Here is a 23,514-nt window from a genome sequence, read left to right on the forward strand (position 1 = left end):
AACACCATGCTGCAACTGATTCTGGGCGGTGCCCGCTCGGGTAAAAGTCGTCTGGCTGAAAAGCTGGCGGCCGAGTCCGGCTGTGCCGTCACCTACATAGCCACCAGTCAGCCGCTGGACAGTGAGATGAACGAGCGCGTGCGCCATCATCGCGAACGCCGTCCAGAACATTGGGCGCTTATCGAAGAGCCGATTGAACTGGCCCGCGTGCTGCGTGAAAACGCTCGCGCCGATACTTGTCTGTTGGTGGACTGCCTGACCCTGTGGCTGACCAACCTGCTGATGCTTGAAGATCTGCAGCGCCTGAATACCGAGCGCGATGCGCTGCTGGAATGCCTGGCTGATTTGCCGGGCGAAATTGTGTTTGTCAGCAACGAAACCGGAATGGGTGTCGTGCCGCTGGGCGAATTGACTCGCCGCTATGTCGATGAAGCCGGTTGGTTGCATCAAGCCCTGGCCGAGCGCTGTCAGCGAGTCGTGCTGACAGTGGCGGGCCTGCCCCTGACGTTGAAAGGAACTGCACTATGAGCACCCCTTGGTGGCTGAACCCCTGCAAGCCCGTTGACCGTGACATGCAAGCGGCCGCGGCCGAGCGTCAGCAGCAACTGACCAAACCCGCAGGCTCCCTGGGCCGGCTTGAGGACCTGGCGGTGCAACTGGCCGGTTTGCAAGGGCGGCTCAAACCCCGTGTCGATCAGTTGTGGATCGGGATTTTTGCAGGTGATCACGGTGTGGTCGCCGAAGGTGTGTCGGCCTATCCGCAAGCGGTCACCGGGCAAATGCTGCACAACTTTGTCAGTGGGGGGGCGGCAATCAGCGTGTTGGCCCGCCAATTGGGCGCGCAGCTGGATGTGGTGGACCTGGGCACGGTGACGCCGATGCTGGATCTGGCGGGGGTACGGCACTTGCAGTTGGGTGCGGGTACAGCCAATTTTGCGACGGGCCCTGCGATGTCCGACGCTCAGGGTCTGAAAGCCCTGCAGGCCGGGCGCGACAGCGTGTTGCGGGCGCAGGCGGCGGGCAGCGAGGTGTTTATCGGCGGTGAAATGGGCATTGGCAACACGGCGTCTGCCAGTGCCGTGGCCAGTGCGCTGCTGGATTGCCCTGCCTCGCAATTGACCGGGCCAGGCACTGGTCTGGATGCAGCCGGTGTCAGCCACAAGGCGCGGGTGATTGACCGTGCACTGGCGTTGCATGCCGGTCACCTCGACGATCCGTTGCAGACACTGTTTCGCCTGGGTGGCTTTGAAATTGCCGCCTTGGTCGGCGCCTATGTGGCCTGCGCACAGGAAGGTGTGGTGGCGGTGGTGGATGGCTTTATCTGCACCGTGGCGGCCATGGTCGCGGTGCGCATGAATCCTGACTGCCGCGAGTGGCTGATCTTCAGTCATCGCGGGGCTGAGCAGGGTCATCGCCATGTGTTGGAAAGCCTAGAGGCCGAGCCGTTGCTGGACCTGGGCCTGCGTCTGGGGGAGGGCAGCGGTGCGGCGTTGGCGGTGCCGTTGATGCGTCTGGCGTGTGATCTGCACGGGCAGATGGCGACCTTTGCCGAAGCCGCCGTGGCAGATCGTCCGGCATGACCGTGCAGCTCGATTTGCTGCGTCACGGCGAGACTGAGCTGGGTGGCGGTTTGCGCGGCAGCATCGACGATGCCTTGACGGCGCTGGGCTGGGCGCAAATGCGTGATGCCGTGAAAGGCCAGGGGCCGTGGGATCGCATCGTCAGCTCACCGTTGCAACGTTGCGCATTGTTTGCCCGAGAACTGAGTGAGCAGCTCGATCTTCCGGTGTCTTTGGACAAGGATCTGCAGGAACTTCATTTTGGTGCGTGGGAAGGGCAGAGCGCGGCAGCGCTGATGGAGGTTGATGAGCAGGCCTTGGGCTTGTTCTGGGCCGACCCCTACGCCTTTACCCCACCCGACGGTGAGCCAGTGCTTGAGTTCTCGGCGCGGGTGCTGTCAGCCGTCAGCCGTTTGCAGCAGGACTTCGCAGGGCAGCGGGTGCTGGTGGTATGCCATGGCGGGGTGATGAAATTGCTGCTGGCTCAGGCCCGTGGCTTGCCTCGCGAGCAGTTGCTGCAAGTGCCGGTGATCCACGGCGCACTGTTCGGGCTGCAGGTCGACGCCGATGGGCAGCTCACCGAGGGCAACAGGTGATGCTGCCTTTCTGGATTGCATTGCAGTTTTTAAGCAGCTTGCCGATTCGCTTGCCGGGTATGCCGCAGCCTCAGGAACTGGGGCGTTCCCTGCTGTTTTATCCGCTGGTGGGGTTGCTGTTTGGCGGGCTGTTGTGGGGCCTGAGTGCGCTGCTGGCCGGTGCACCGCTGATGTTGCACGCGGCGTTGCTGCTGACGGTATGGGTGTTGCTCAGTGGCGGGCTGCATCTGGACGGCCTGGCTGACAGTGCAGATGCCTGGCTGGGGGGCTTTGGCGACCGCGAACGCACCCTGACCATCATGAAAGACCCCCGCAGCGGACCGATCGCGGTGGTGACGCTGGTATTGGTGCTGTTGCTCAAGTTCTGCGCGCTGCTCGCACTGATTGAGCAGCAAAACAGCGCGGTGCTTCTGGTCGCGCCGTTGATCGGGCGCAGCGCTTTGCTGGCCGTATTCCTGACGACCCCGTACGTGCGGGCCGGTGGATTGGGTCAGGCGCTGGCCGATCATTTGCCACGCAGGGCGGGATGGTGGGTGTTGGGGCTCAGTGCCCTGGGGTGTGTGGTGTTGGCCGGGTATGCCGGGTTATGGGCCCTGGTGCTGGCAACAGCGGGGTTTGTATGGCTGCGCCGGGTGGTGATGCGCCGTCTGGGGGGCACCACGGGCGATACCGCCGGTGCGCTGCTGGAGTTGCTGGAAGTGCTGGTGCTGGTGGGGCTGGCGTTGATCGTTGCTTGACCAGTTGCCAGTTTCACCAAGGTTGATCGCTCCGAGATAAATCTTGATTCTGTTTTATTGCGGGTATATACATACAAAATGTTACCAACTCAGTGTTTATGCACCAATCTGCGACGTGCTGCGCGTGGCGTGAGCAGGCATTACGACGGCGCTCTCGACGGCTTCGGGATCAACGTCGCCCAGTATTCTTTGCTGTGTAATCTCAAGCGGCTCGATCAACCCAGCATTTCCAGCCTGGCAGAAGCCATGGGGCTGGATCGCAGTACGTTGGGGCGTAACGTGCGGGTGCTTGAGGGCGCTGGTCTGTTGAAACTGATGGAGGGGGCTGATCAGCGTAATCGTCTGGTTTGCCTGACTCCGGCAGGGGACGAGTGCCTGAAGGCTGCCTTGCCTGCCTGGGAGGACGCTCAGCAGCGCTTGATGGATCGTTTGGGTGAAGCCAAGCGCGCACAACTGTTACAGCTATTGGATGAGTTGGCAGGCACTGGCTAGAGTTCAGTCGCTCGATTATAAAAGGGTATATACCCGCTCCCGGAGAACAACAATGACATCGGTGTGGCGCAACAGTGGATGGGTCCTTCTTGGCAGTGCGCTTATCCTGGCCCTGTCTTTGGGCGTAAGGCATGGGTTCGGGCTGTTTCTGCCTCCCATGAGCGCGCAATTTGGCTGGGGGCGTGAGGTGTTTGCCTTTGCCATTGCCTTGCAGAACCTGATCTGGGGCCTGGCTCAGCCTTTTACCGGGGCACTGGCAGACCGCTTTGGCGCGGCCAGGGTGGTGATCGTCGGGGGTGTGTTGTATGCGGTGGGGCTACTGCTGATGGGGCTGTCGGATTCGCCGCTGTCACTGTCGTTGAGCGCGGGGCTGCTGATCGGGATCGGTCTGTCCGGTACTTCGTTCTCGGTAATCCTGGGTGTCGTCGGGCGCGCCTTGCCCGCAGAAAAACGCAGCATGGGCATGGGGATTGCCAGTGCGGCGGGGTCTTTTGGTCAGTTCGCGATGTTGCCAGGCACTTTGGGGCTGATTGGCTGGCTCGGCTGGTCGACCGCGCTGTTGGTCTTGGGTGTGCTGGTGGCGCTGATTGTGCCGTTGGTCAGCATGCTCAAGGATCGGCCGCTACCCAATCTGGGTGGGGAGCAAACTCTCAAGGACGCATTGCGTGAGGCGTGTTCGCACTCGGGCTTCTGGCTATTGGCGTTCGGGTTTTTTGTCTGCGGCTTTCAGGTGGTCTTCATTGGTATCCACTTGCCGGCATATCTGGTGGATCAGCATCTCCCCGCGACAGTGGGTACGACGGTGCTGGCGCTGATTGGCCTGTTCAATATTTTTGGTACCTACACCGCCGGTTGGCTCGGCGGGCGCATGTCCAAGCCCCGTTTGTTGACGGCTTTGTACCTGGCCCGGGCGGTAGTGATCGGGTTGTTCCTGTGGGCGCCAGTGACGCAGTTCAGTGCGTATCTGTTTGGCATGGTCATGGGCTTTTTGTGGCTGTCGACCGTGCCGCTGACCAATGGCACGGTGGCAACCATGTTTGGTGTGCGTAACTTGTCGATGCTGGGCGGGATCGTATTTCTGTTCCATCAGCTCGGAGCATTCCTGGGCGGCTGGATGGGAGGTGTGGTCTATGATCAGACAGGTAGTTACGATCTGATCTGGCAGGTCTCGATCTTGTTAAGTCTGTTGGCGGCGGCGTTGAACTGGCCGGTGCGCGAGCGCCCGGTGGCCCGTTTGCAGGCGCAGGGGAGTATGGGGTGAATTCGACCTGGATATGGCTCGGCGCAGCCAGTACTGGAGTGTTGTTGCTGGCCCTGATCTGGTGGGGCTGGCATCAAGGCGGATTGGCGTTAATGCAGTTGGGCATGGGCGCTTGCTAGTGTGGTCTCGGGTGAGTAAGTTCTGAGCCTGCCTCTTTTTCAAGGACACCGATGATGCTTAAGCGCTGGATTGCGATGCCTGTACTGCTGTTAGCCTGCGCCGGTACGGTTTGGGCGGCGGACTGTCCACCCTTGCTGGAAGGCACGCTGCCTAAATTGCGGGCCAAGGAATCGATTGATCTGTGCCAGCGCTTTGCCGGTAAACCACTGTTGATCGTCAATACGGCGAGCTTTTGCGGCTTTGCGCCACAGTTCAAGGGGCTTGAGGCGCTGAACCAGCGCTACAAGGGCCAGGGGCTGGAGTTGATTGGTGTGCCGTCGGATGACTTCAAGCAGGAATCCAAAGATGGCGAAGAGACGGCCAAGGTGTGTTACGTCAATTACGGTGTGACTTTCACCATGATCGATCCGCAGCATGTGCGTGGGTCTGATGCGACGCACTTGTTCAAGGTGCTGGCAGAACAGAGCAGCGCGCCAAAATGGAACTTCTATAAATACGTGGTTGATCGTCAGGGCAATGTGATTGCCAGCTTCTCCAGCCTGACCAAGCCCGATAGCCCTGAATTGATAGAGGCGATCGATAAGGCGATTGCTTCAAAGCCCTGAAACGCACCCATTAAAAATCCCCGCCTCGGTAACGAGAGCGGGGATTTTTTTGATTCAGCGGGCGAGGCGGTTGGCCTCGCAGTGAATCAGAACTTGTAGGTTGCGCCTACTGCAAAGCCGTTTGCGCTGTTTTCATATTTGGAGCTGTAGTAGCTACCGATCTGAGGTTTGGCATCATCCACCTTGACCGACTCTTCCTTGAGGTAGGAGTAAGCCACGTCAATGCTCAGGTTGTCATTGACGGCATAGCCGGCGCCCAGGCTGAAAATCGTACGGTCGCCGGTAGGGATACGAGGCGAGCGATTTTCATTGTTGGTAGGCGACTGATCCCAGGTCAGGCCAGTACGCAGTACCCACTGCTTGTTCAGCTGGTACGAGGTACCGATGGCGTATGCCCAAGTATCGTGCCAGTTTTGCTCTTCTTTAATCGTGGAGAAAAGAGCTGGGGCTGCACCACCACCGGCTGCAGCAGTAACGCCCTCGTTCTGGACGGTGATGTCTTTCAGGCGGCTCCAGCGAGTCCATGTACTACCTGCATAGACCTTCCACGCATCATTGATCTCTTGAGTAACCGACAGATCCCAGGATTCAGGGGTGTCGATTTTCAGTGTGGCGTCATAGCGGTTGCTTTTCAGGCGGGCGGCAGTGAACGGGTCGCTGCTGGCTGTGACGTTAGTGTGGCCTTCGAGTTTGTATTTGACCTTGGAATGATAAGTCAAACCAACGCGCGTGGTATCAGTGGCTTGTACCAGGATGCCGGCGTTGAAACCTAGCGCGGTATCGTCACCCTTGATTTTTACATTGCTGTCGCCTGCCCCGGCCAGTGGGTTGGGGGTCAGTCTGACTTCGGACTCAAGCGTACCGGCGATGCGGTTGATGGTCGGACCGAAACCAATCGACACGCGATCATTGAAGGCATAGCTCACGGTTGGTTGCAGGGTAACAACCTTAACTTCGCTTTTGCTGCCAAAGCCGCGGCCCTGGAAGCTGCTTTCATAGTCTGTTACGAGACCGAAAGGTGCATAAACACCGAAGCCTACAGCCCACTCGTCGTTGAGCTTGTTAGTGTAAAAGCCCATAGGCACCGCAGTGAACGGAACCATGTCGCCTTTATTGGTGCCGGAGATACTGCCTCGGGCATCCTTGATGTCGGTCGAAGCGTCGATCACGGCGATACCGCCAGTCACTTGCTGGCCGCTCAGGCGGGACATACCGGCAGGGTTACCAAAAACGGTACTTGCATCGTCGGCAGAAGATGAACGACCTGCGAAACCGGTCCCCATACCGCTTACGCTTTGTTCGTTAAGTGCGAAGCCACTAGCGAAAATCTGGCTGGAAGCCAAAGTGACAGCGAGGCCAAGTGTGGTCTTGAGCATTACTTTTTTCATTATTAGAACTCCTTATGATCACCGGACGAAAACTACCAACATTTTTGTGGAAGCGCTATAGGCTAAATCGCAGAAGATAGCGATGTTTTGTAGGACAATCCGACCGGTTTCAGGCTTTTTGCAGATTATTGCAAGTGATGGAAATCTCAAGCCACTTGGTTGAGAGGTGTAACGCAGGTGCGCCAAGCATGGGCGAAATCTCGCAAACGTCCATGTGGCTCAAAGGCTTGGCGCCAAATTCTTGCCATGCCCAGCAGGTCATCTGCTGAGGGGATGGCTATTTTTTGCTGTTCGATCAGCAGCCAGGCAATGGCTGTGGCGTACCGCAAATTAACCGTGAGCTCCAGGTGAGGGCTGCACAGGAATGCATGCTGACTGGCCAGTCCACGTACCAGGCTCGCCAGGTCCGGGTCGTGGGCCAGGTACTGATCCCACAGGGCGGTATGGCGAGGTTCGCGTATGCAGTAGAGCCCGTGACCATGACGATCATGCAGGGCCGAGCCTAAATTTGACTGGCTGGCTGCAATACCCAGCAACAAAGCTTCTGCATCCGGGTTGTCCTGCCCCAGATACAGAAGCGTTGGTCGAATCACGTAACGGCTCAACTCCCTGGCGGCGATACCCATAAAGTCCTCGAGGCCCGAAATGACCAGCGATACCCCATGGCTTGGCAGCTGTGAATCGAAAGGGTTCGCTGGAAGCGGAACGTACCGCTCAAGTTGAAGTGTAGTGTCATATCTTTGCTGTAACGGCCTGTTTTTAAAACATTTAAAGCTTCGGGCCGTTGGCTATATATCCGCAAGGACTTAAGCGATGCCGAATGTTTCTTAAATAGAAGGCAACAAAAAGCCCTGCGGATCAGGCAGGGCTTGTTGTGTAACGCTCAAGCTTTCAGGCGATAAGGGCCTGACGAGTACGCTCGATCACAGCTTGCAGGGGTTCTGCGCTGGAGTATTGGTCAGGGTACAGGCGCTCGCTGTGACGCGCGATGCCGTGTTCGTTGACCAGGGTGAAGCTGAAGCATCCTTTGCGAGCGGCCATAATCAGGCAGTTCATTGGAGCAAAGGCGTTGGTTAGGGTGCGAATGGCATCCTGAGTATGGATTTGAGTAGACATAGTTATTAGGTGTTCCTACAAATGACACGGATTCAGATCCGTGCTGCGTTAAAACGTTCCAGTGACGTCGAGCCATTCTTTGGCTGGACGAAGAACCTGACTGGAACAAAGCCGCCAGTTGGAGCGCATTAATTATGTGGCGCTTGGGCTGGCAGGTAGGTACTTAGGAGGGCAGGCAATCACAACTGGAGCTAAGGTTCCGTGCTCCGGGTGAAGATCCTGATCAATTTGCAGGTTGGTTCGGTCAGAGTAAAAGAACTTCGCGATACCCTGTGCGTTTGTGCAAAGGCCGTATCGTCGCAAGTTTTACCTGGAAACCATCTAGGGGGTCGATCCCGTTTTGTCAGCGCTGCTTTGCTTTACGCAAGGTGGCTGGGAGGATTTGTTCGGCCCGAATTGACTTTCAGCTTGGTACTAACGCTGCGGATACTAACGGCTTGAAATGTTAAACGCAAGTGTGCTAGAAAAAATACTTTCTGTAGCCCTGGTTCAAGATGGCATAAATCATCTGGCCGCAGCGTGATCAGGTAGCGTTTTTGTTTGGTAATAGTACATTTTTGGGAGTTTTCCTGGGGGCGTAAAGCTTGGATTGTTGCCCAAATATCTGCACAACATCGCTCTGTCGCGGTGCGCTGGCCGACAGGTTGTGCTCTTTAAAGGCCCGAATTCCTGCTCTGAATGTGAACTTGTGCACATTTGCAGTGCTGCGGGCAAAATCAGCGCAGATACCCGTGTGTTCGTCCTCCTAGCCTGTCTGGTAAATTTAAGTCAATGAAAAACATCGTTTTTTTTAATTGGTGAAAAAATCGACAGTTTGACCCGAGGCCCCGTAGGGTGGGCCTTTGCGGGGGTTAAACTTGGGTTGTCCACTGACTTATCCACAGGATCTGTGGATTGTCCCGAGCGCTTGCTCTAGATCAAGGGTGTAGACTTTTTTCGACTTTACCCAAAGAAAAAAAGGAGTAGAGTGGCGCGCCTTCTGTTCTGCCCACAGTGTCGTATGAAGTTCCGCACAGCTACTTCCTCTGTTACTCGCTCAAATACCTCCAATGATGCCCCCAAGCGCTTTTCTTTGCGGGTGGCTATCTGGTTGCTGGATAACCCGCGTCTGGGTGCCAACCCCAGCATCCAGCACGTTGCCGGACATTTGCTCAAACAGCCCGCGCGCCAGGGTGTCGTGCTGGCCCAGAGCCGATTGGGGCAATTGATGTGCCGTGAATGCGGCAGCGCCCGTGATCAGCGTATCGGCCATGAACTGTTGCGTCAGGCCGCCCGTGCTGGTGATCGTCTGGCACAGCAGGAACTGAACAAGACCGAAGACTGAACTGTCTTCGGTGCCGTCTGTTGAGTACCCTTGATCTTTTACCTCGCGTGGAGGGGTTATGGCCCTGGATCTGAGCAGTCTGTTGCTTGGCTTGGCAGTAGCAGGTGTGCCATTGCTGGCGCTTGTCTGGCAGTTGCAACGCCGTGCCAGCGGTCATCATGCTGAGCTTGCGTTGATCGGTGAGCGCTTGGGTACGGCTCAGTTGGCCCAGGAAGGCCTGAGTGCCCAACTGGATGCTTGTCGCGATGAGGTCAGTGATCTTGGGCATGCCAATGCAGCCAAGCAGGCAGAGCTGGCCGCGCTGCGTCGAGAGGTCGAGTTGTTGCAGGTTGAGCGCGATAACGGGCGCGATGCAGCTCACGCCTGGAACCTGGAGCGCAATCAAAAAGAAGTCGAGCTGCGTCGCCTGGATGCCCATGCGTCTGCGCTGGCTGCCGAGTTGCGCGAGCAGCAAGACAGCCATCAGCAGCGACTCAATGACCTGCAGGGTTCACGCGATGAGCTGCGGGCTCAATTTGCCGAGCTGGCGGGCAAGATCTTCGATGAGCGCGAGCAGCGTTTTGCGGAGACGAGTAATGAACGCCTTGGACAACTGCTCGATCCGCTGAAAGAGCGCATCCAGTCGTTTGAAAAGCGCGTTGAAGAGAGTTATCAGCAGGAGTCGCGAGAGCGTTTCTCCCTCGGCAAAGAGCTGGAGCGCTTGCAGCAACTGAATCTGCGATTGAGTGATGAGGCGACCAACCTGACTCGCGCCCTGAAAGGCCAGAAAACCCAGGGCAACTGGGGTGAGTTGATTCTGGAGCGGGTGCTGGAGCACGCAGGACTTGAGAAAGGCCGTGAATATCAGACCCAGGTGAGCCTCAAGGGCCCCGACGGCGAGCGTTTCCAACCAGATGTGCTGATCATGTTGCCGGGTGACAAGCAGGTTGTAGTCGATTCCAAGGTTAGCCTGACGGCGTATCAACAATATGTAGCCGCAGATGACGACGTGATTGGGCAGGCGGCACTCAAGCAGCACGTGCTGTCGCTGCGCAATCATGTAAAGGGCCTGGCCGGCAAAGACTACAAGCGTCTGGAAGGGCTCCACAGTCTGGATTTCGTCTTGTTGTTCGTACCGATCGAGGCGGCATTTTCGGCGGCGTTGCAAGCCGAGCCGAACCTGTTCCAGGAAGCTTTTGATCGTCATATCGTGATCGTCAGCCCCACCACGCTGCTTGCCACCTTGCGAGTGATCGACAGCCTCTGGAAGCAGGAGCGTCAAGGCCAGAATGCCCGTGAAATTGCCGAGCGCGCCGGTTGGCTGTACGACAAATTCGTATTGTTTATTCAGGATCTGGATGAGGTAGGCAATCGCCTTCAGCAGTTGGACAAAGCCTACAGTTCAGCACGAAACAAGCTGACTGAAGGGCGAGGCAATCTGGTCAGCCGCAGTGAGCAGCTCAGGTTGCTGGGCGCTCGGGCCAGTAAAAGCTTGCCTGCCGATTTGCTGGAGCGAGCCATGACCGACGCTGATGGCGTGGCGCATCCGGCGGAGTAAGGCAAGCGCCCTTTCTGTCAAAGCGGCACATGCCTGCTCAGCAATGCTCTCAGAACCGCAGGCTTTACCGGCTTGGGCAGGTATTCAAGGCCTGCGGCATGCACCTCGGCAATCATCTCAGGGCGGCCATCGGCACTGATCACCACGCCGGGCACTGGTTCGCCCAATTGTGCCCGCAGCCAGCCCATCAGTTCTGTACCGACCTCGCCGTCATCCAGGTGGTAGTCAACCAATACCAGTTGCGGGCGCACGCCCTCGTTAAGCAGTGCCGCGCACTCTTCGCGGTTGCGTGCGGTCCAGACACGGCAGCCCCATCGAGTAAGCAGGCTCTGCATGCCGATCAGGATGCTGTCTTCATTATCGATACACAGCACCTGGGCGCCTGTCAGAGGTTGGCCATTCTGCTCGACGACGACGGGCTGCGGTGAGGCCTGGCTCTTTGCCATCGGCACGCGGACGCTGAACACGCTGCCAAAACCGGGCCATGAGCGCACTTGCAGGGTGTGGCCGAGCACCTGGCACAAGCCGTCGGCAATCGCCAGGCCCAGGCCCAGGCCTTTTTCGGCACGGGTCTGGTGGCTGTCGAGGCGTTTGAACTCTTCAAAAATGACCTGCAGTTTGTCTGCCGGGATGCCCGGTCCTCGGTCCCACACCTCAAGGCACAGTTCGCCGCCGCGTCGCCGTACGCCCAGCAACACAGGGCCTTTGGCGTAGCGAAAGGCGTTTGTCAGGAAGTTCTGCAAGATGCGGCGCAGTAACTTGATGTCGCTGTTGATCCGTACACGGCTGCCGCGAACTCTGAAGTTCAAGCCCTGTTCCTGTGCCTGGGCGGTGAACTCATTGCCCAGGGTTTCAAACAGATCGTTAATGGCGAAAGGCTTGATGTCGGGGGTGATCTTGCCGTTTTCCAGGCGCGAAATGTCCAGCAGGTCGCTGATCAGGTCTTCTGCGGAGCGCAATGAACTGTCCAGATGCTGCACCAGCTTCTGGGCATCCGCGCTCAAGCCATCTTCCTGATGAGAGAGGGCGGCCGAAAACAGTCGTGCAGCGTTCATCGGCTGCATCAGGTCGTGGCTGACGGCAGCCAGGAACCGGGTTTTGGACTGGCTGGCAGTTTCGGCCACGCCTTTGGCTTCGGTCAGCGCCTGATTCAACTGCGACAGTTCAAATGTTCGCTCGGCCACCCTTTGCTCCAGGCCCTCATTGGCCTCGGTCAAGGCCTGTTCGGCTTCGCGGAACGCGGTGATGTCGGTAAAACTCATCACGAAACCGCCGCCCGGCATGGGGTTGCCGATCAGTTCAATCACACGGCCATTGGGAAACAGGCGTTCAGACGTGTGCGCCCGCCCCTGACGCATCCAGTGCAGGCGACGGGCCACATGAACTTCAGCTTCGCCGGGGCCGCACAGGCCCCGTTCTGCATTGTGACGAATGATGTCTGCAATCGGGCGGCCTACGCTGATTAACCCGTCGGGGTAGTCGAACAGCTCAAGATAGCGGCGATTCCAGGCCACCAGTTTGAGTGACTGGTCGACTACGCTGATGCCCTGAGTAATGTTTTCAATCGCGCCCTGAAGCAGCGCGCGGTTGAACTGCAGCACTTCCGAAGCTTCATCGGCAATGCGTACCACGTCCTCCAGTTGCATTTCCCGGCCTTCAATGGCCGCTTTTACGACCGCGCGAGTAGATGATGCGCCAAGTACCCCGGCCAGAAGCCGTTCTGTGTGGGCGATCCACTCGCCGTTGGCGTTCTGGTTGGGGTTGAAGCCCTTGCCCTGACGGTACGCGAAGCGAATAAAGCTCTGGTGGGCGCGTTCTTCGCCGACAAAACGTGCCGCGAGGGCGAGCAGGTCGTTGACCTGTACCGAGAGCATGGAGCGGCCACTGGGGTGGCTGCTCAACTCCTGGCCGATAAAACGCCCGGCCTGCCAGTGCTCTGACACCCGGGTGCGCGACAGCACCGAGACCCAGGCGAACAGGGTGAAGTTGCCGGCCAGCGACAGCACCACGCCTTGGGTCAGCGGGGTGATGGACAGGCCCAGCGGGTTGCTGTGCAGCCACGCCAGCCCCGGGAAGTGGCTCAGATGCCAGCCAAAGCTGTGGGCGATGATCGGCAGCACCAGGGTGTAAAACCAGATAAAGGTGCCTGTGGCCAGTCCGGCAAAAACCCCCCGGCGGTTGGCTTGCTTCCAGTACAGGGCGCCGAGCATGGCCGGGGCCAGTTGAGTGACGGCAGCGAAAGCGATCTGGCCAATGGTGGCAAGGCTGGCGGTCGAACCCAGCAAGCGGTAGCTGACATAGGCCAGCAGTAAAATCACCACAATCGATACGCGCCGGACCGAGAGCATCCAGTGGCGGAACACTTCGAACGGGCGCTCGGCGTTTTTGTGTCGCAGTAGCCACGGCAGGAGCATGTCGTTGGAGACCATGGTCGACAGCGCGACACTGGCAACGATCACCATGCCGGTAGCAGCCGATGCCCCCCCAATAAATGCCAGCAATGCCAGTGCCGGGTGAGCCTGGGCCAGCGGCAGGCTGATCACGAACGAGTCGGGCAATACTGAGCTGGGCAGCAACATTTGCCCGGCCAGGGCAATCGGCACCACAAACAGGCCCGCGAGAATCAGGTAGGCCGGAAACACCCATTTGGCCAGTTGCAGGTCTTGGGGCTCGATGTTTTCAACCACCGTGACGTGGAACTGTCGGGGCAGGCAAATGATCGCCATCATGGCCACGCCGGTCTGGACCACCATCGAAGGCCAATTGATGGTTTCCTTCCAGTACTGCTCAAGTCGCGGCGCTAGCATGGCCTGGTTGAACAGGTCGTCGAAACCGTCATACAGGCCATAAGTCACAAAGGCGCCTACCGCGAGAAAGGCGAACAGTTTGACCAGCGACTCAAAGGCAATGGCCAGCACCATGCCCCGGTGGTGTTCTGTGGCGTCGAGGTTGCGCGTGCCAAACAAGATAGTGAACAGCGCCAGCACCAGCGTCACGATCAGTGCCGTGTCCTCGACCCGGGAGCCGGTGGCGTCGGCGCCAGCCCCGATCAGCAGGTTAACCCCGAGCACAATACCTTTGAGTTGCAGGGCGATATAAGGCAGCACTCCCACCAGGCAGATCAGTGCCACCACAATCGCCAGCGACTGGGATTTGCCGTAGCGGGCGGCGATAAAGTCGGCAATGGAAGTGATGTTCTCCTGCTTGCTGATCATCACCATCTTTTGCAGTACCCAGGGCGCGCATACCAGTAGCAGCACAGGTCCCAGGTAAATCGGCAAGAACGCCCAGAGCTGCTCGGCAGCCTGACCAACGGCGCCGAAGAAGGTCCAGCTGGTGCAGTACACGGCCAGCGACAGGCTATACACCCACGCGCGAACCCGCGGCGGCAGCGGTTTGCTGCGCCGGTCACCATAAAAGGCAATGGCGAACATGATGGCCATATAGGCGAGGGCGACGGCGGCGATAAGCCCGCTGGACAACGACATGAACACTCCTGAACGTGTAAGACCCGAGCAATCCGGCTGCGGGAAGCTAGTCTCGCATGATGTTCGGAGCGCGTCAGTGTCGACCATGGTCTGAGCGTGGTCAGGTGTCGCAGAGGTTGAGATGGTGCAGAAAAGCTATATATAGGAAAAACAGATAACAGTTAGAGAAATTACCCGTTATATAGATATTCGATTTGGTTCTACTCTAGTCCTACCTCACTTGAGGAACAGGAGGAACCCATGACTTTCCCTAACAAAGCCAATGCCGGTTTTCGGCCATTCAGCCACTTGCAGCACCCTCGCGAAGTGATCCGCCAGTTCACTCCGAACTGGTTTGCCGCGACCATGGGTACGGGGGTGTTGGCGTTGGCCCTGGCCCAGTTGCCGGTTCATATCCCTGGCCTGCGTGCCTTTGCCGAGGGGCTATGGCTGTTCAATATCGGTTTGTTCATCCTGTTCAGCGTGCTGTATGGCGCGCGCTGGATGCTTTACTTCGACGAGGCGCGACGTATTTTCGGGCACTCCACGGTGTCGATGTTCTTCGGCACCATCCCTATGGGCCTGGCGACCATCATTAACGGCTTTCTGGTGTTCGGCGTGCCGCGCTGGGGCAGCGAGATGGTGCAGGTGGCCGAGGTGCTGTGGTGGATTGATGTGGCCATGGCGCTGGGCTGCGGCGTGCTGATCCCTTATCTGATGTTTACCCGCCAGGATCACAGCATCGACCAGATGACCGCTGTCTGGCTGTTGCCGGTAGTCGCAGCAGAGGTCGCGGCGGCCAGTGGCGGGCTGTTGGCGCCCTATCTGACGGATACCGCCGCGCAGTTCCATGTGCTGATTACCAGCTATGTGCTGTGGGCATTTTCGGTACCAGTAGCGTTCAGTATTTTGACCATTTTGATCCTGCGCATGGCGCTGCATAAGTTGCCCCACGAGAGCATGGCGGCTTCCAGCTGGCTGGCCTTGGGGCCCATTGGCACGGGCGCCCTGGGCCTGTTGCTGCTGGGGGCCGATGCTCCGGCGATTTTTGCCGCCCATGGCCTGGCGCGGATCGGTGAAATTGCGGAAGGTCTGGGGCTGATCTCCGGGGTTATTTTGTGGGGCGTTGGCTTGTGGTGGATCGTTATCGCGGCGCTGATCACGATTCGTTACTTCCGCTCGGGTATCCCGTTCAATCTGGGGTGGTGGGGCTTTACCTTCCCGCTGGGCGTTTACTCGCTGGCCACCTTGCGCCTGGGCAGCATGTTGCAGCTGACCTTCTTTGATGTGGCCGGTTGTGTGCTGGTGGTGGCGCTGGCGCTGATGTGGCTGCTGGTAGGGACTCGCACGGTGCAAGGCGCTTATCGTGGTGAGCTATTTGTGTCGCCGTGTATTGCAGGCTTGAAGAAGTGAGACTTGTGCTCGGGTTCTGTGGGGAAACGCTGAAAAAGGTGTAGCCGCAAACAGAACCCGAGCAAGGTTGTGTCCTGAGTGTTACAACGGCCCTCCAAAGAGAAAGCCTATCAGCGCAACGTGAGTACATGGACGATGAGCCACCCCTCGCAATTCAGTTTGCTAAGCAAGCGCCGCTTCCTGCCTTTCTTCGTGACCCAGTCCCTGGGCGCTCTCAATGACAACCTGTTCAAGCAATCCCTGATTCTGGCCATCCTTTATAAGTTGAACATCGAGGGTGATCGGGGAATTTGGGTCAACCTCTGTGCGCTGCTCTTCATCGTGCCGTTTTTTCTGTTCTCGGCGCTGGCTGGTCAGTTCGGTGAAAAATACCCCAAGGACCGCCTGATTCGTCTGATCAAGTTGGGTGAGATTGCGATCATGATCGTCGCGGCCATAGGGTTTGCCTTCGATCATCTGGTCCTGATGTTGATTGCCTTGTTTGCAATGGGCACACATTCGGCACTGTTCGGGCCGGTGAAGTATTCGATCCTGCCGCAAACCCTGCGTGAAGAAGAGTTGGTCGGGGGGAATGGCCTGGTCGAGATGGGCACTTTTCTGTCGATTCTGGCGGGGACCATAGGGGCCGGGATCATGCTGTCGTCGAGCAATTACACCGTGGTTGTTTCAGGGGTGATCATTGCCGTGGCGGTGCTGGGCTATGTGGCCAGCCGTGGTATTCCGGCCGCGCCGGCGGATACACCACAACTGCGGCTGAACTGGAATATCTTCAGCGAATCATGGGCGACGTTGCGCATGGGGCTAAATCAGACCCCAGCCGTGTCGCGTTCTGTAGTGGGGAACTCGTGGTTCTGGTTTGTCGGTGCGATTTACCTGACGCAGATCCCGGCCTATGCCAAAGACTGGCTGTATGGCGACGAGACCGTGGTGACGTTGATCCTCACGGTATTCTCGGTGGGCATCGCTCTGGGATCGCTGCTGTGCGAGAAACTATCGGGGCGCAAGGTCGAGATTGGTCTGGTGCCCTTCGGCTCATTTGGCCTGACAGTCTTCGGTCTGCTGCTGTGGTGGCATTCGGGGCAGATGCCGCAAAACATTCAGGCCAACGATTGGCTGGGGGTGCTGGGGTTCAGCCAGGCCTGGTGGGTGCTGTTCGATATTCTCGGGCTGGGGGTGTTTGGTGGTTTCTATATAGTGCCGCTGTACGCACTGATTCAGTCGCGTACCTCGGAAAGTGAGCGGGCGCGGGTCATTGCCGCCAACAACATTCTCAATGCGCTGTTTATGGTGGTGTCGGCGCTCGTCACCATCCTGTTGCTCAGTGTGGCCAAGCTGACGATTCCCGAGTTGTTTCTCGTGGTGTCGTTGATGAATATCGCGGTCAACACTTACATTTTCAAAATCGTTCCTGAATTCAGCATGCGTTTCATGATCTGGCTGTTGAGCCATTCCATGTACCGCGTGCAGCACAAACATCTGGAACTGATCCCCGATGAGGGGGCGGCATTGTTGGTCTGCAACCATGTGTCATTTGTAGATGCCTTGCTGATAGGCGGGGCGGTACGTCGTCCAATTCGCTTTGTGATGTATTACAAAATCTACAATCTGCCGGTGCTCAACTTTATCTTCCGCACTGCAGGCACGATTCCCATTGCCGGGCGTGCTGAAGACGAAGCTATTTATGAGAAGGCGTTCGACAAGATTGCCCAGTATCTGAACGATGGCGAACTGGTGTGCATCTTCCCGGAGGGCAAACTCACCACGGATGGGCAGATCAATGAATTCAAGGCGGGAGTGAGGCTCATTCTGGAGCGCACGTCGGTGCCGGTAATTCCGATGGCGTTGCAGGGTTTGTGGGGCAGCTTTTTCAGTCGCGACCCGAACAAGGGTTTTTTCCATCGACTGTGGTCGCGGGTAACGCTGGTTGCCGGTACACCGATAGCGCCTGGTGACGCCACGCAAAAACTGTTGCGTGAACGGGTGATGGCGTTGCGCGGGGCGGTCAAATAGGGAACGCAAATGTGGGAGCGGGCTTGCTCGCGATGCAGGCGCTGCGGTTCTTCATTAAAACCGCGTCGATCGCCATCGCGAGCAAGTCCGCTCCCACCGTTTATTGTGTTATGCGCTGATTTTTAGACCTACCAGGCCAGCAATGATCAGTGCAACACTGGCCAGTCGGAACAGCGCCATCGATTCACCAAACAGGATGATTCCTGCGATGACCGTACCGACTGCGCCGACACCCGTCCAGATTGCGTAGGCAGTGCCCAGTGGCAGTTCTTTCATGGCCAGGCCCAGCAAGCCAAGGCTGATAATCATGGCGCCGACGGTCAGGGTTGTAGGTAGCGGGCGGGTAAAGCCTTCGGTGTATTTCAGGCCGACGGCCCAGCCAACTTCAAACAGGCCGGCGAAAAACAGAATGATCCAGGACATGGTTATCTCCATCAACTGACGGGGTCGTCCCCAGAATAATCACTCGATGAGTCGCGAGGTCGTCCTCGCAGTGCGCAGTATATTGCACATGATTATTCCGTCAGGCAACCCCGAAATTTCACTCAGTTGCAGCCTTGGCTGCTGCCAGGCGATCTTCTTTCTCGCTCATGCGACGGAAATACGTCGACAGCAACGCCCCCGAAATGTTGTGCCATACACTGAACAGCGCGCTGGGTACAGCCGCCAGCGGTGAGAAGTGTGCGCTGGCCAGTGCCGCGCCCAGTCCGGAGTTCTGCATACCGACTTCCAGGGCCAGGGATTTACGCTGGGCCAGCGGCAGCTTGAACAGACGACCGGTAAAGTAGCCGAGCAAATAGCCGAAGCTGTTATGCAGGATGACCACGGCCATGATCAGCAATCCTGACTTGGCGATCTGAGCCTGACTGGCCGCTACGACGGCGGCGACGATGATCACAATGCTGACCACCGAGACCAGGGGCAGTACGTCGACGGCAAAGCGCACCCGTGCGCCGAGCAGGCGTTGGGCCAGTACCCCCAGCACGATGGGTAACAGCACAACTTGCAGGATCGACCAGAACAACTCCATAAATGAAACCGGCAACCAGGCGGAAGCCAGCAACCAGATGAGCGCCGGGGTCAGCAATGGTGCGAGGAGGGTGGTCACGGCGGCAATCGCAACAGACAGTGCAAGATCGCCGCGTGCCAGCCAGGTCATGACGTTGGACGATGTGCCGCTTGGGCAGCAGCCGACCAGAATCACGCCAACGGCGATTTCGGGTGGCAAGTGGAACACTTGGCAGAGCAACCACGCCACGCCGGGCATGATCACGAAATGAGCGACCACGCCCAGTGCCACGCGCCACGGATGGCGGGCGACTTCGGCGAAGTCTTCGAGTTTGAGTGTCAGCCCCATACCGAACATCACGACACCCAACAGGGGCACGATGTAGCCTTTAAGGCCGACAAACCAGGCAGGTTCAAGAAACGCCAGCACGGCGAAAATCAGCACCCAGTAAGCAAAGGTATTACCGACAAAGCGGCTTAAAGCAGCAAGTGCGCGCATGGTGGTCCTTTTTATAGTTGTGTTGAACCTGTAGTCGCTGCCGCAGGCTGCGATGGTTGCGAAGCGACACTCCGCTTCCATTTATAGAAAGCGAAGGTCCTTCGGCCCTTTTCGCAGCCTTCGGCAGCTGCTACGGGAGGAGAGCTATTAGATCCCTTGTGGAATCTCTTCGCCGCCCAATGCTTCGAACAGCTGCGGCAAGAACTCGCCTAAGGTCAGCATCATCAGGGTGAAGCTGGCGTCCTGCTGGCCCAGGTCGTCGTCACCGCCGTCCTGTTCAGCCTGGTCTTGCAGCAAGTCTTCGAACTTGAGGCGTTTGACCACCAGTTTGTCGTCCAGTACGAACGACAGTTTGTCCTGCCACGCCAGCGACAGCTGGGTAACCACTTTACCGGTGCTCAAGTGCAGCTGGATTTCGTCGCTGGTCAGGTCCTGACGCTTGCAGCGAATGATGCCGCCGTCTTCATGGGTATCGCGCAGCTCGCATTCGTCGAGGACGAAGAAGTTGTCGGCGGCTTTTTGGGTCTTGACCCATTCGGTCATGACGGCGCTAGGTGCGATTTTGACTGCGAGAGGGCGAACGGGCAGCGAGCCGATCACTTCACGCAAGGTAGACAGCAGGTCTTCTGCGCGTTTTGGGCTTGAAGCATTGACCAGGATCAGGCCCTGCTTGGGAGCGATGGCGGCAAAGGTCGCCGAGCGGCGAATAAAGGCACGCGGCAGAAAAGCCTGGATAATTTCATCCTTGAGCTGATCGCGCTCCTTCTTGTAGACCTTGCGCATTTGCTCGGCTTCGATCTCTTCGACCTTCTCCTTCAAAGCATCACGTACAACGCTGCTTGGCAGGATACGTTCTTCTTTACGGGCGGCGATCAGCAGGAAGTCCTGGCTGACGTGAACCAGTGGCGCGTCTTCGCCTTTGCCGAACGGGGCAACGAAACCGTAGGTGGCTACTTCCTGGCTTGAACACGGGCGGGCCAATTTGGTGGCCAGTGCAGTTTCCAGCACCTGCGCATCAAAAGGCAGATCTTGGGTCAGGCGATAGATAAGCAGGTTTTTGAACCACATGGGGTGAATCACTCCTTTATACAAAGACGCATTATTCGCTTGATAGCCTTAATAGGCCAACCCTGCGCTAAGCCTTTGTCACCGTTAGAAAAATTATTTTAAAAAGTGCTTGCCAGACTATAGGTCGCTACGTAGAATGCGCGCCACACCGAGAGTGAAAGGGTGATTAGCTCAGCTGGGAGAGCATCTGCCTTACAAGCAGAGGGTCGGCGGTTCGATCCCGTCATCACCCACCATTCGCTCACAGTGTTACGCGCAGCGGTAGTTCAGTCGGTTAGAATACCGGCCTGTCACGCCGGGGGTCGCGGGTTCGAGTCCCGTCCGCTGCGCCATTTTTTGTACCACAAGCCCTTTGAACGCTTGTGGTTGGGTAAGCTCGCTGAATGCAGGCTTTCCTGAAAGGCTTCGATTTTGCAGTTCGCTGCAAAATCAAAGATGCAGGGCGTTGGAAACGGAAGTTTTTACCGGGTTTTGAAAAAAACTTGAATAAAAACAACCACTTACACAAAAAGTGTGAGAGAATGCGCCCCGCAACGAAAGTGAAGTAAAGGGTGATTAGCTCAGCTGGGAGAGCATCTGCCTTACAAGCAGAGGGTCGGCGGTTCGATCCCGTCATCACCCACCACTTACTTTCAATGTTACGCGCAGCGGTAGTTCAGTCGGTTAGAATACCGGCCTGTCACGCCGGGGGTCGCGGGTTCGAGTCCCGTCCGCTGCGCCATATTTTGAACACAAGCCCCTTGAACGCTTGTGATCAGAAAGAAGCCTGCCTAGTGCAGGCTTTTTTGTGCGCGTGTGTTTTTGTTGAAGGTCAAAAACCCGTAGCAGCAGCCTCGTTCCTTCGGCAGTTGCTACGGTAACGCTTTTATCGTCTAGAAATCCCAGCGCGTTGTCACCATGACGTTGCGCGGGTCTCCGTAGTACGACGAGTTGTAAAAACCGATGTTGGTGTAATACGCCTTGTCGAACACGTTGTTGAGGTTGACGGTAGCCGAGAGGTTTTTTGAAATCTGATAGCGCGCCATCAAATCAACCAGCCAGTACGGATCCTGGGAGAATTTTTCCTCGACGCCGCCTTTGTTCCAGTTGGTCAGCACCTGCCAGCCCGTGCTTTGCCACCGAACGCCGCCGCCCAGGGTCAATTTGTCGAGATCACCGGTCAGCTTGTAGCTGGTGTACAGGTTGATCTGGTCCTCAGGCTCCCATGTCGAAACCTTTTTCCCGCTCTGGTCACGCACCACCTTGTGTGTGTAGCCCGCCTGCAACTGCCAACCCGGCATCAGCTCCCCGGAGATTTCTGCTTCGTAACCCTTGGTCGTGGCTTTGATGCCTTTATAGGCGTAGTCAATGTCCGGGTTGGTTGGATTGCCGTTGTAGGCCGTATCTGCTTCAGGGCGGTTGTCCTGATGCACTTCGAAATACGCGAGGCTTGAGTTCAGGCGACCATCAAAGAATTCGCCTTTCAGCCCCAGCTCGTAGTTGGTGCCTTCATCGGGTTCAAGCATCTTGTTGTCGCGATTGCGGTAGTACGACTGTGGCAAGAAGATTTCTGTATAGCTGGTGTAGGCAGAAATAGTGTCGTTGATGTCGTAGATCAAGGCGGCATATGGGAGCACTTTGCCAGTGTCTTTGGCGTGGCTGGTACCAGTCAGTGTGTAGTTGGCCACTCGGGTGCCCAGCATCAGCTTCAAGTCGTCTGTCAGGCTGAAGCGGCCGGTCATGTAGGTGCCGACCTGGCGCGTGGTTTCATCATTGTATGAAGTCACGTTGCGCCAGTCCGGTTCCGGCGCGTCGCCTTTCCAGTTGTAGTAGTCGTAGGCGTTGTTGCCCATGTTGGCATTGGTGTAATCCTTGCCGGTCCAATGGGATCTGGATACCGAGCCACCGACCACCAGTTCGTGCTCGCGCCCCAGCAGGCTGAAAGGGCCGGTGGCAAAAAGGTCGCCGCTGTCGCTGACGTATTCGCCGGTGTACTTGCGTGCAAGGATCGGCGCCAGGCCGGTGGTGGCGTCCGGGTCGAGCAGTGCGCCCAGTGGAGCGTTATAGCCGTTGATCTGGTGGTTGTACTGCCCTTTGACGACCCAGCCATTGTCGAAATTGTGTTCCAGGGTCGAGAACACGGTTCGGGTGTACTGCTTCCAGCTGCTCCACTTGGTACCGTTGTTGAACGAACGTGGGGTGCTGATGCGATCTCCGTTGGAGTTGAACAGCGATGCGCTGCCCGACCAGCTGGAGCCTTTTGGGTTGTTGTCCTGATAGTCGGCGCCAAGTGTCAGCAGGGTGTCAGGGCTCAGATCTACCTCAAGGATCCCGTAGTAGACCTCGCTGTCGCGCTTGTAATGGTCCATGAACGAGTGTTTGTCCTGATAGGCCGCCACAGCCCGGCCACGGACATTGCCGCTCTCGGTCAAAGGGCCGCTGACATCGATCTCGGAGCGGTAGTTGTTCCAGGAGCCAGCGCCTACGTCGATGTGTGCCTTGAATTCCCGGGTGGGTTTTTTACGCACCATATTGATCGTGCCGCCCGGCCCGCCAGCGCCGGTGAGCAGTCCGGTTGCCCCCTTGAGGATCTCGACCCGGTCATAGATCGCGGTGTCGGTCAGTGTGTGCCCGGCAGAATATTGCGGGTCTTGCAGAATAGGGATGCCATCGTATTGAAAGTTCTTGATCGCAAAGCCGCGGGAGTAATAGCTGGTGCGATCACTGTCGTAGGTGGCCACGGTGATGCCGGGGGTGTGGCGCATCACATCATCGATCGAGTTGAGGCCAAAGTCGTCCATTGCCTGGCGCGTCACTACGGAAATCGACTGCGGTGTTTCTCGCGGTGTCAGCACCATGCGTGTTGCGGTGGCGATGGAGCCTGGGGTGTAGGAACCGGAACCTTCGGTAATAGTGCCCAGCTGATTGGCGCTGACCTGTGTGGCGCCCAACTCCAGCGAGCCGCCTGCAGCCGGTAGAGCGTCGAGCATATAGCCATTGGCGCTTTTAACCGCGGTGTAGCCGCTGCCACGCAACAATGCTTCGAATCCGCTTTGTTCGTTGTAGGTGCCATGCAGGCCGGGAGTCGACAGGCCTTCCAGGTTGCTTGACTGAAAAATGATTGCCACACCGGTCTGTTGCGCGAAGCGATTGAGCGCGTTGCTCAGCGGGCCTGCTGGAATGTCATAGGTTTGCACGGCCGCCGATTGTGCCTGAGCGGTCGAGGTGCAGAGCACTCCGGTCGCCGAGGCGACAATCAAGTGAATTGCCAGGGCCAGCGGCGTGCAGGTACGCGGGCCAAAGCGCCCGCGCAGGTTGGAGGAAGTCAGCATGGA

The 23,514-nt window shown here is 57.7% G+C and carries 20 protein-coding genes and 4 tRNA genes; 16 read left to right on the forward strand and 8 right to left on the reverse strand.

Annotation, left to right across the window (positions count from 1 at the left end):
- The first annotated feature begins 6 nt into the window (after window positions 1-6).
- From cobU to V6P94_RS09260, 8 genes are all read left to right on the forward strand, one after another.
- Window positions 7-528, forward strand: coding sequence for a bifunctional adenosylcobinamide kinase/adenosylcobinamide-phosphate guanylyltransferase (gene cobU, locus V6P94_RS09225; RefSeq protein WP_326398336.1), 522 nt, complete (start codon window positions 7-9; stop codon window positions 526-528).
- Entirely contained in the window at window positions 525-1,580 is a 1,056-nt protein-coding gene (gene cobT / locus V6P94_RS09230) for a nicotinate-nucleotide--dimethylbenzimidazole phosphoribosyltransferase (protein ID WP_326398335.1), read from the forward strand. Before cobU ends, cobT begins: the two co-directional genes overlap by 4 nt.
- Entirely contained in the window at window positions 1,577-2,155 is a 579-nt protein-coding gene (gene cobC / locus V6P94_RS09235; RefSeq protein WP_326398334.1) for an alpha-ribazole phosphatase family protein, read from the forward strand. Before cobT ends, cobC begins: the two co-directional genes overlap by 4 nt.
- On the forward strand, window positions 2,155-2,892 hold the full coding sequence (locus V6P94_RS09240) for an adenosylcobinamide-GDP ribazoletransferase (RefSeq protein ID WP_133075734.1): 738 nt from the start codon (window positions 2,155-2,157) through the stop codon (window positions 2,890-2,892). Before cobC ends, V6P94_RS09240 begins: the two co-directional genes overlap by 1 nt.
- A gap of 78 nt (window positions 2,893-2,970) precedes the next feature.
- On the forward strand, window positions 2,971-3,384 hold the full coding sequence (locus V6P94_RS09245; RefSeq protein WP_326398333.1) for a MarR family winged helix-turn-helix transcriptional regulator: 414 nt from the start codon (window positions 2,971-2,973) through the stop codon (window positions 3,382-3,384).
- Window positions 3,385-3,436: 52 nt separating this feature from the next.
- Window positions 3,437-4,645, forward strand: a complete 1,209-nt coding sequence (locus tag V6P94_RS09250; protein ID WP_133075732.1) for an MFS transporter — start codon at window positions 3,437-3,439, stop codon at window positions 4,643-4,645.
- Window positions 4,642-4,764 (forward strand): hypothetical protein, encoded by a 123-nt coding sequence (locus V6P94_RS09255; protein ID WP_257622754.1) that lies wholly within the window; start codon window positions 4,642-4,644, stop codon window positions 4,762-4,764. Before V6P94_RS09250 ends, V6P94_RS09255 begins: the two co-directional genes overlap by 4 nt.
- Window positions 4,765-4,818: 54 nt before the next feature.
- Window positions 4,819-5,370, forward strand: a complete 552-nt coding sequence (locus tag V6P94_RS09260; RefSeq protein ID WP_326398332.1) for a glutathione peroxidase — start codon at window positions 4,819-4,821, stop codon at window positions 5,368-5,370.
- A gap of 86 nt (window positions 5,371-5,456) precedes the next feature.
- Here V6P94_RS09260 and V6P94_RS09265 read toward each other — a convergent pair whose 3' ends face one another.
- From V6P94_RS09265 to V6P94_RS09275, 3 genes are all read right to left on the reverse strand, one after another.
- Window positions 5,457-6,758, reverse strand: coding sequence for an OmpP1/FadL family transporter (locus tag V6P94_RS09265; protein ID WP_133075730.1), 1,302 nt, complete (start codon window positions 6,756-6,758; stop codon window positions 5,457-5,459).
- Between the two features lie 146 nt (window positions 6,759-6,904).
- Entirely contained in the window at window positions 6,905-7,384 is a 480-nt protein-coding gene (locus V6P94_RS09270) for a hypothetical protein (RefSeq protein WP_133075729.1), read from the reverse strand.
- 265 nt (window positions 7,385-7,649) lie between these two features.
- Window positions 7,650-7,874, reverse strand: coding sequence for a hypothetical protein (locus V6P94_RS09275; protein WP_019407963.1), 225 nt, complete (start codon window positions 7,872-7,874; stop codon window positions 7,650-7,652).
- 1,000 nt (window positions 7,875-8,874) lie between these two features.
- Between V6P94_RS09275 and V6P94_RS09280 the strand changes: the two genes are divergently transcribed.
- Complete coding sequence (locus tag V6P94_RS09280) at window positions 8,875-9,198, forward strand: sel1 repeat family protein (RefSeq protein WP_133075728.1); 324 nt, start codon at window positions 8,875-8,877, stop codon at window positions 9,196-9,198.
- Window positions 9,199-9,370: 172 nt separating this feature from the next.
- Window positions 9,371-10,735 (forward strand): DNA recombination protein RmuC, encoded by a 1,365-nt coding sequence (rmuC, locus tag V6P94_RS09285; protein WP_326399115.1) that lies wholly within the window; start codon window positions 9,371-9,373, stop codon window positions 10,733-10,735.
- Window positions 10,736-10,752: 17 nt separating this feature from the next.
- Here the strand turns inward: rmuC and V6P94_RS09290 are convergent, their stop codons facing one another.
- Complete coding sequence (locus V6P94_RS09290; protein WP_133075726.1) at window positions 10,753-14,223, reverse strand: NahK/ErcS family hybrid sensor histidine kinase/response regulator; 3,471 nt, start codon at window positions 14,221-14,223, stop codon at window positions 10,753-10,755.
- 240 nt (window positions 14,224-14,463) lie between these two features.
- On the opposite strand from V6P94_RS09290, the gene V6P94_RS09295 reads away from it, so the two are divergent.
- Window positions 14,464-15,615, forward strand: coding sequence for a TDT family transporter (locus V6P94_RS09295; RefSeq protein WP_326398331.1), 1,152 nt, complete (start codon window positions 14,464-14,466; stop codon window positions 15,613-15,615).
- 135 nt (window positions 15,616-15,750) lie between these two features.
- Window positions 15,751-17,625, forward strand: coding sequence for an MFS transporter (locus V6P94_RS09300; protein WP_326398330.1), 1,875 nt, complete (start codon window positions 15,751-15,753; stop codon window positions 17,623-17,625).
- A 108-nt stretch (window positions 17,626-17,733) separates the two neighbouring features.
- On the opposite strand, the gene sugE is transcribed toward V6P94_RS09300, so the two are convergent.
- From sugE to rdgC, 3 genes are all read right to left on the reverse strand, one after another.
- Complete coding sequence (gene sugE, locus V6P94_RS09305; RefSeq protein ID WP_133075723.1) at window positions 17,734-18,048, reverse strand: quaternary ammonium compound efflux SMR transporter SugE; 315 nt, start codon at window positions 18,046-18,048, stop codon at window positions 17,734-17,736.
- A 118-nt stretch (window positions 18,049-18,166) separates the two neighbouring features.
- The gene (locus V6P94_RS09310; protein WP_019827694.1) at window positions 18,167-19,132 is read right to left on the reverse strand and encodes a bile acid:sodium symporter family protein; all 966 of its coding nucleotides are present in this window, start codon (window positions 19,130-19,132) and stop codon (window positions 18,167-18,169) included.
- A 147-nt stretch (window positions 19,133-19,279) separates the two neighbouring features.
- The gene (gene rdgC, locus V6P94_RS09315; RefSeq protein WP_338649275.1) at window positions 19,280-20,200 is read right to left on the reverse strand and encodes a recombination-associated protein RdgC; all 921 of its coding nucleotides are present in this window, start codon (window positions 20,198-20,200) and stop codon (window positions 19,280-19,282) included.
- A 160-nt stretch (window positions 20,201-20,360) separates the two neighbouring features.
- Here rdgC and V6P94_RS09320 point away from each other — a divergent pair.
- The 4 genes from V6P94_RS09320 to V6P94_RS09335 all read left to right on the forward strand — a co-directional run bounded on the left by V6P94_RS09320 (window position 20,361) and on the right by V6P94_RS09335 (window position 20,921).
- A tRNA-Val gene (locus V6P94_RS09320) sits at window positions 20,361-20,436 on the forward strand.
- Window positions 20,437-20,455: 19 nt separating this feature from the next.
- Window positions 20,456-20,532, forward strand: a tRNA-Asp gene (locus V6P94_RS09325).
- Window positions 20,533-20,749: 217 nt separating this feature from the next.
- Window positions 20,750-20,825: transfer RNA gene (locus V6P94_RS09330), tRNA-Val, on the forward strand.
- 19 nt (window positions 20,826-20,844) lie between these two features.
- Window positions 20,845-20,921: transfer RNA gene (locus V6P94_RS09335), tRNA-Asp, on the forward strand.
- A gap of 151 nt (window positions 20,922-21,072) precedes the next feature.
- On the opposite strand, the gene V6P94_RS09340 is transcribed toward V6P94_RS09335, so the two are convergent.
- Window positions 21,073-23,511 (reverse strand): TonB-dependent siderophore receptor, encoded by a 2,439-nt coding sequence (locus tag V6P94_RS09340; protein WP_326398329.1) that lies wholly within the window; start codon window positions 23,509-23,511, stop codon window positions 21,073-21,075.
- Window positions 23,512-23,514 lie beyond the last annotated feature (3 nt).

Source organism: Pseudomonas sp. ML2-2023-3, assembly GCF_037055275.1.
Lineage (GTDB): Bacteria > Pseudomonadota > Gammaproteobacteria > Pseudomonadales > Pseudomonadaceae > Aquipseudomonas.

Excerpts from the sequence above, each read along its gene's own strand:
- cobU (WP_326398336.1), top strand. The coding sequence starts at position 7 with ATGCTGCAACTGATTCTGGGCGGTGCCCGCTCGGGTAAAAGTCGTCTG.
- sugE (WP_133075723.1), bottom strand. The coding sequence starts at position 18,048 with ATGTCCTGGATCATTCTGTTTTTCGCCGGCCTGTTTGAAGTTGGCTGG.
- V6P94_RS09275 (WP_019407963.1), bottom strand. The coding sequence starts at position 7,874 with ATGTCTACTCAAATCCATACTCAGGATGCCATTCGCACCCTAACCAAC.
- V6P94_RS09245 (WP_326398333.1), top strand. The coding sequence starts at position 2,971 with ATGTTACCAACTCAGTGTTTATGCACCAATCTGCGACGTGCTGCGCGT.
- rdgC (WP_338649275.1), bottom strand. The coding sequence starts at position 20,200 with ATGTGGTTCAAAAACCTGCTTATCTATCGCCTGACCCAAGATCTGCCT.
- V6P94_RS09270 (WP_133075729.1), bottom strand. The coding sequence starts at position 7,384 with ATGGGTATCGCCGCCAGGGAGTTGAGCCGTTACGTGATTCGACCAACG.
- V6P94_RS09340 (WP_326398329.1), bottom strand. The coding sequence starts at position 23,511 with ATGCTGACTTCCTCCAACCTGCGCGGGCGCTTTGGCCCGCGTACCTGC.
- V6P94_RS09260 (WP_326398332.1), top strand. The coding sequence starts at position 4,819 with ATGCTTAAGCGCTGGATTGCGATGCCTGTACTGCTGTTAGCCTGCGCC.
- V6P94_RS09280 (WP_133075728.1), top strand. The coding sequence starts at position 8,875 with ATGAAGTTCCGCACAGCTACTTCCTCTGTTACTCGCTCAAATACCTCC.
- cobT (WP_326398335.1), top strand. The coding sequence starts at position 525 with ATGAGCACCCCTTGGTGGCTGAACCCCTGCAAGCCCGTTGACCGTGAC.
- V6P94_RS09250 (WP_133075732.1), top strand. The coding sequence starts at position 3,437 with ATGACATCGGTGTGGCGCAACAGTGGATGGGTCCTTCTTGGCAGTGCG.
- V6P94_RS09310 (WP_019827694.1), bottom strand. The coding sequence starts at position 19,132 with ATGCGCGCACTTGCTGCTTTAAGCCGCTTTGTCGGTAATACCTTTGCT.
- V6P94_RS09265 (WP_133075730.1), bottom strand. The coding sequence starts at position 6,758 with ATGAAAAAAGTAATGCTCAAGACCACACTTGGCCTCGCTGTCACTTTG.
- V6P94_RS09295 (WP_326398331.1), top strand. The coding sequence starts at position 14,464 with ATGACTTTCCCTAACAAAGCCAATGCCGGTTTTCGGCCATTCAGCCAC.
- V6P94_RS09300 (WP_326398330.1), top strand. The coding sequence starts at position 15,751 with ATGAGCCACCCCTCGCAATTCAGTTTGCTAAGCAAGCGCCGCTTCCTG.
- cobC (WP_326398334.1), top strand. The coding sequence starts at position 1,577 with ATGACCGTGCAGCTCGATTTGCTGCGTCACGGCGAGACTGAGCTGGGT.
- V6P94_RS09240 (WP_133075734.1), top strand. The coding sequence starts at position 2,155 with ATGCTGCCTTTCTGGATTGCATTGCAGTTTTTAAGCAGCTTGCCGATT.
- V6P94_RS09290 (WP_133075726.1), bottom strand. The coding sequence starts at position 14,223 with ATGTCGTTGTCCAGCGGGCTTATCGCCGCCGTCGCCCTCGCCTATATG.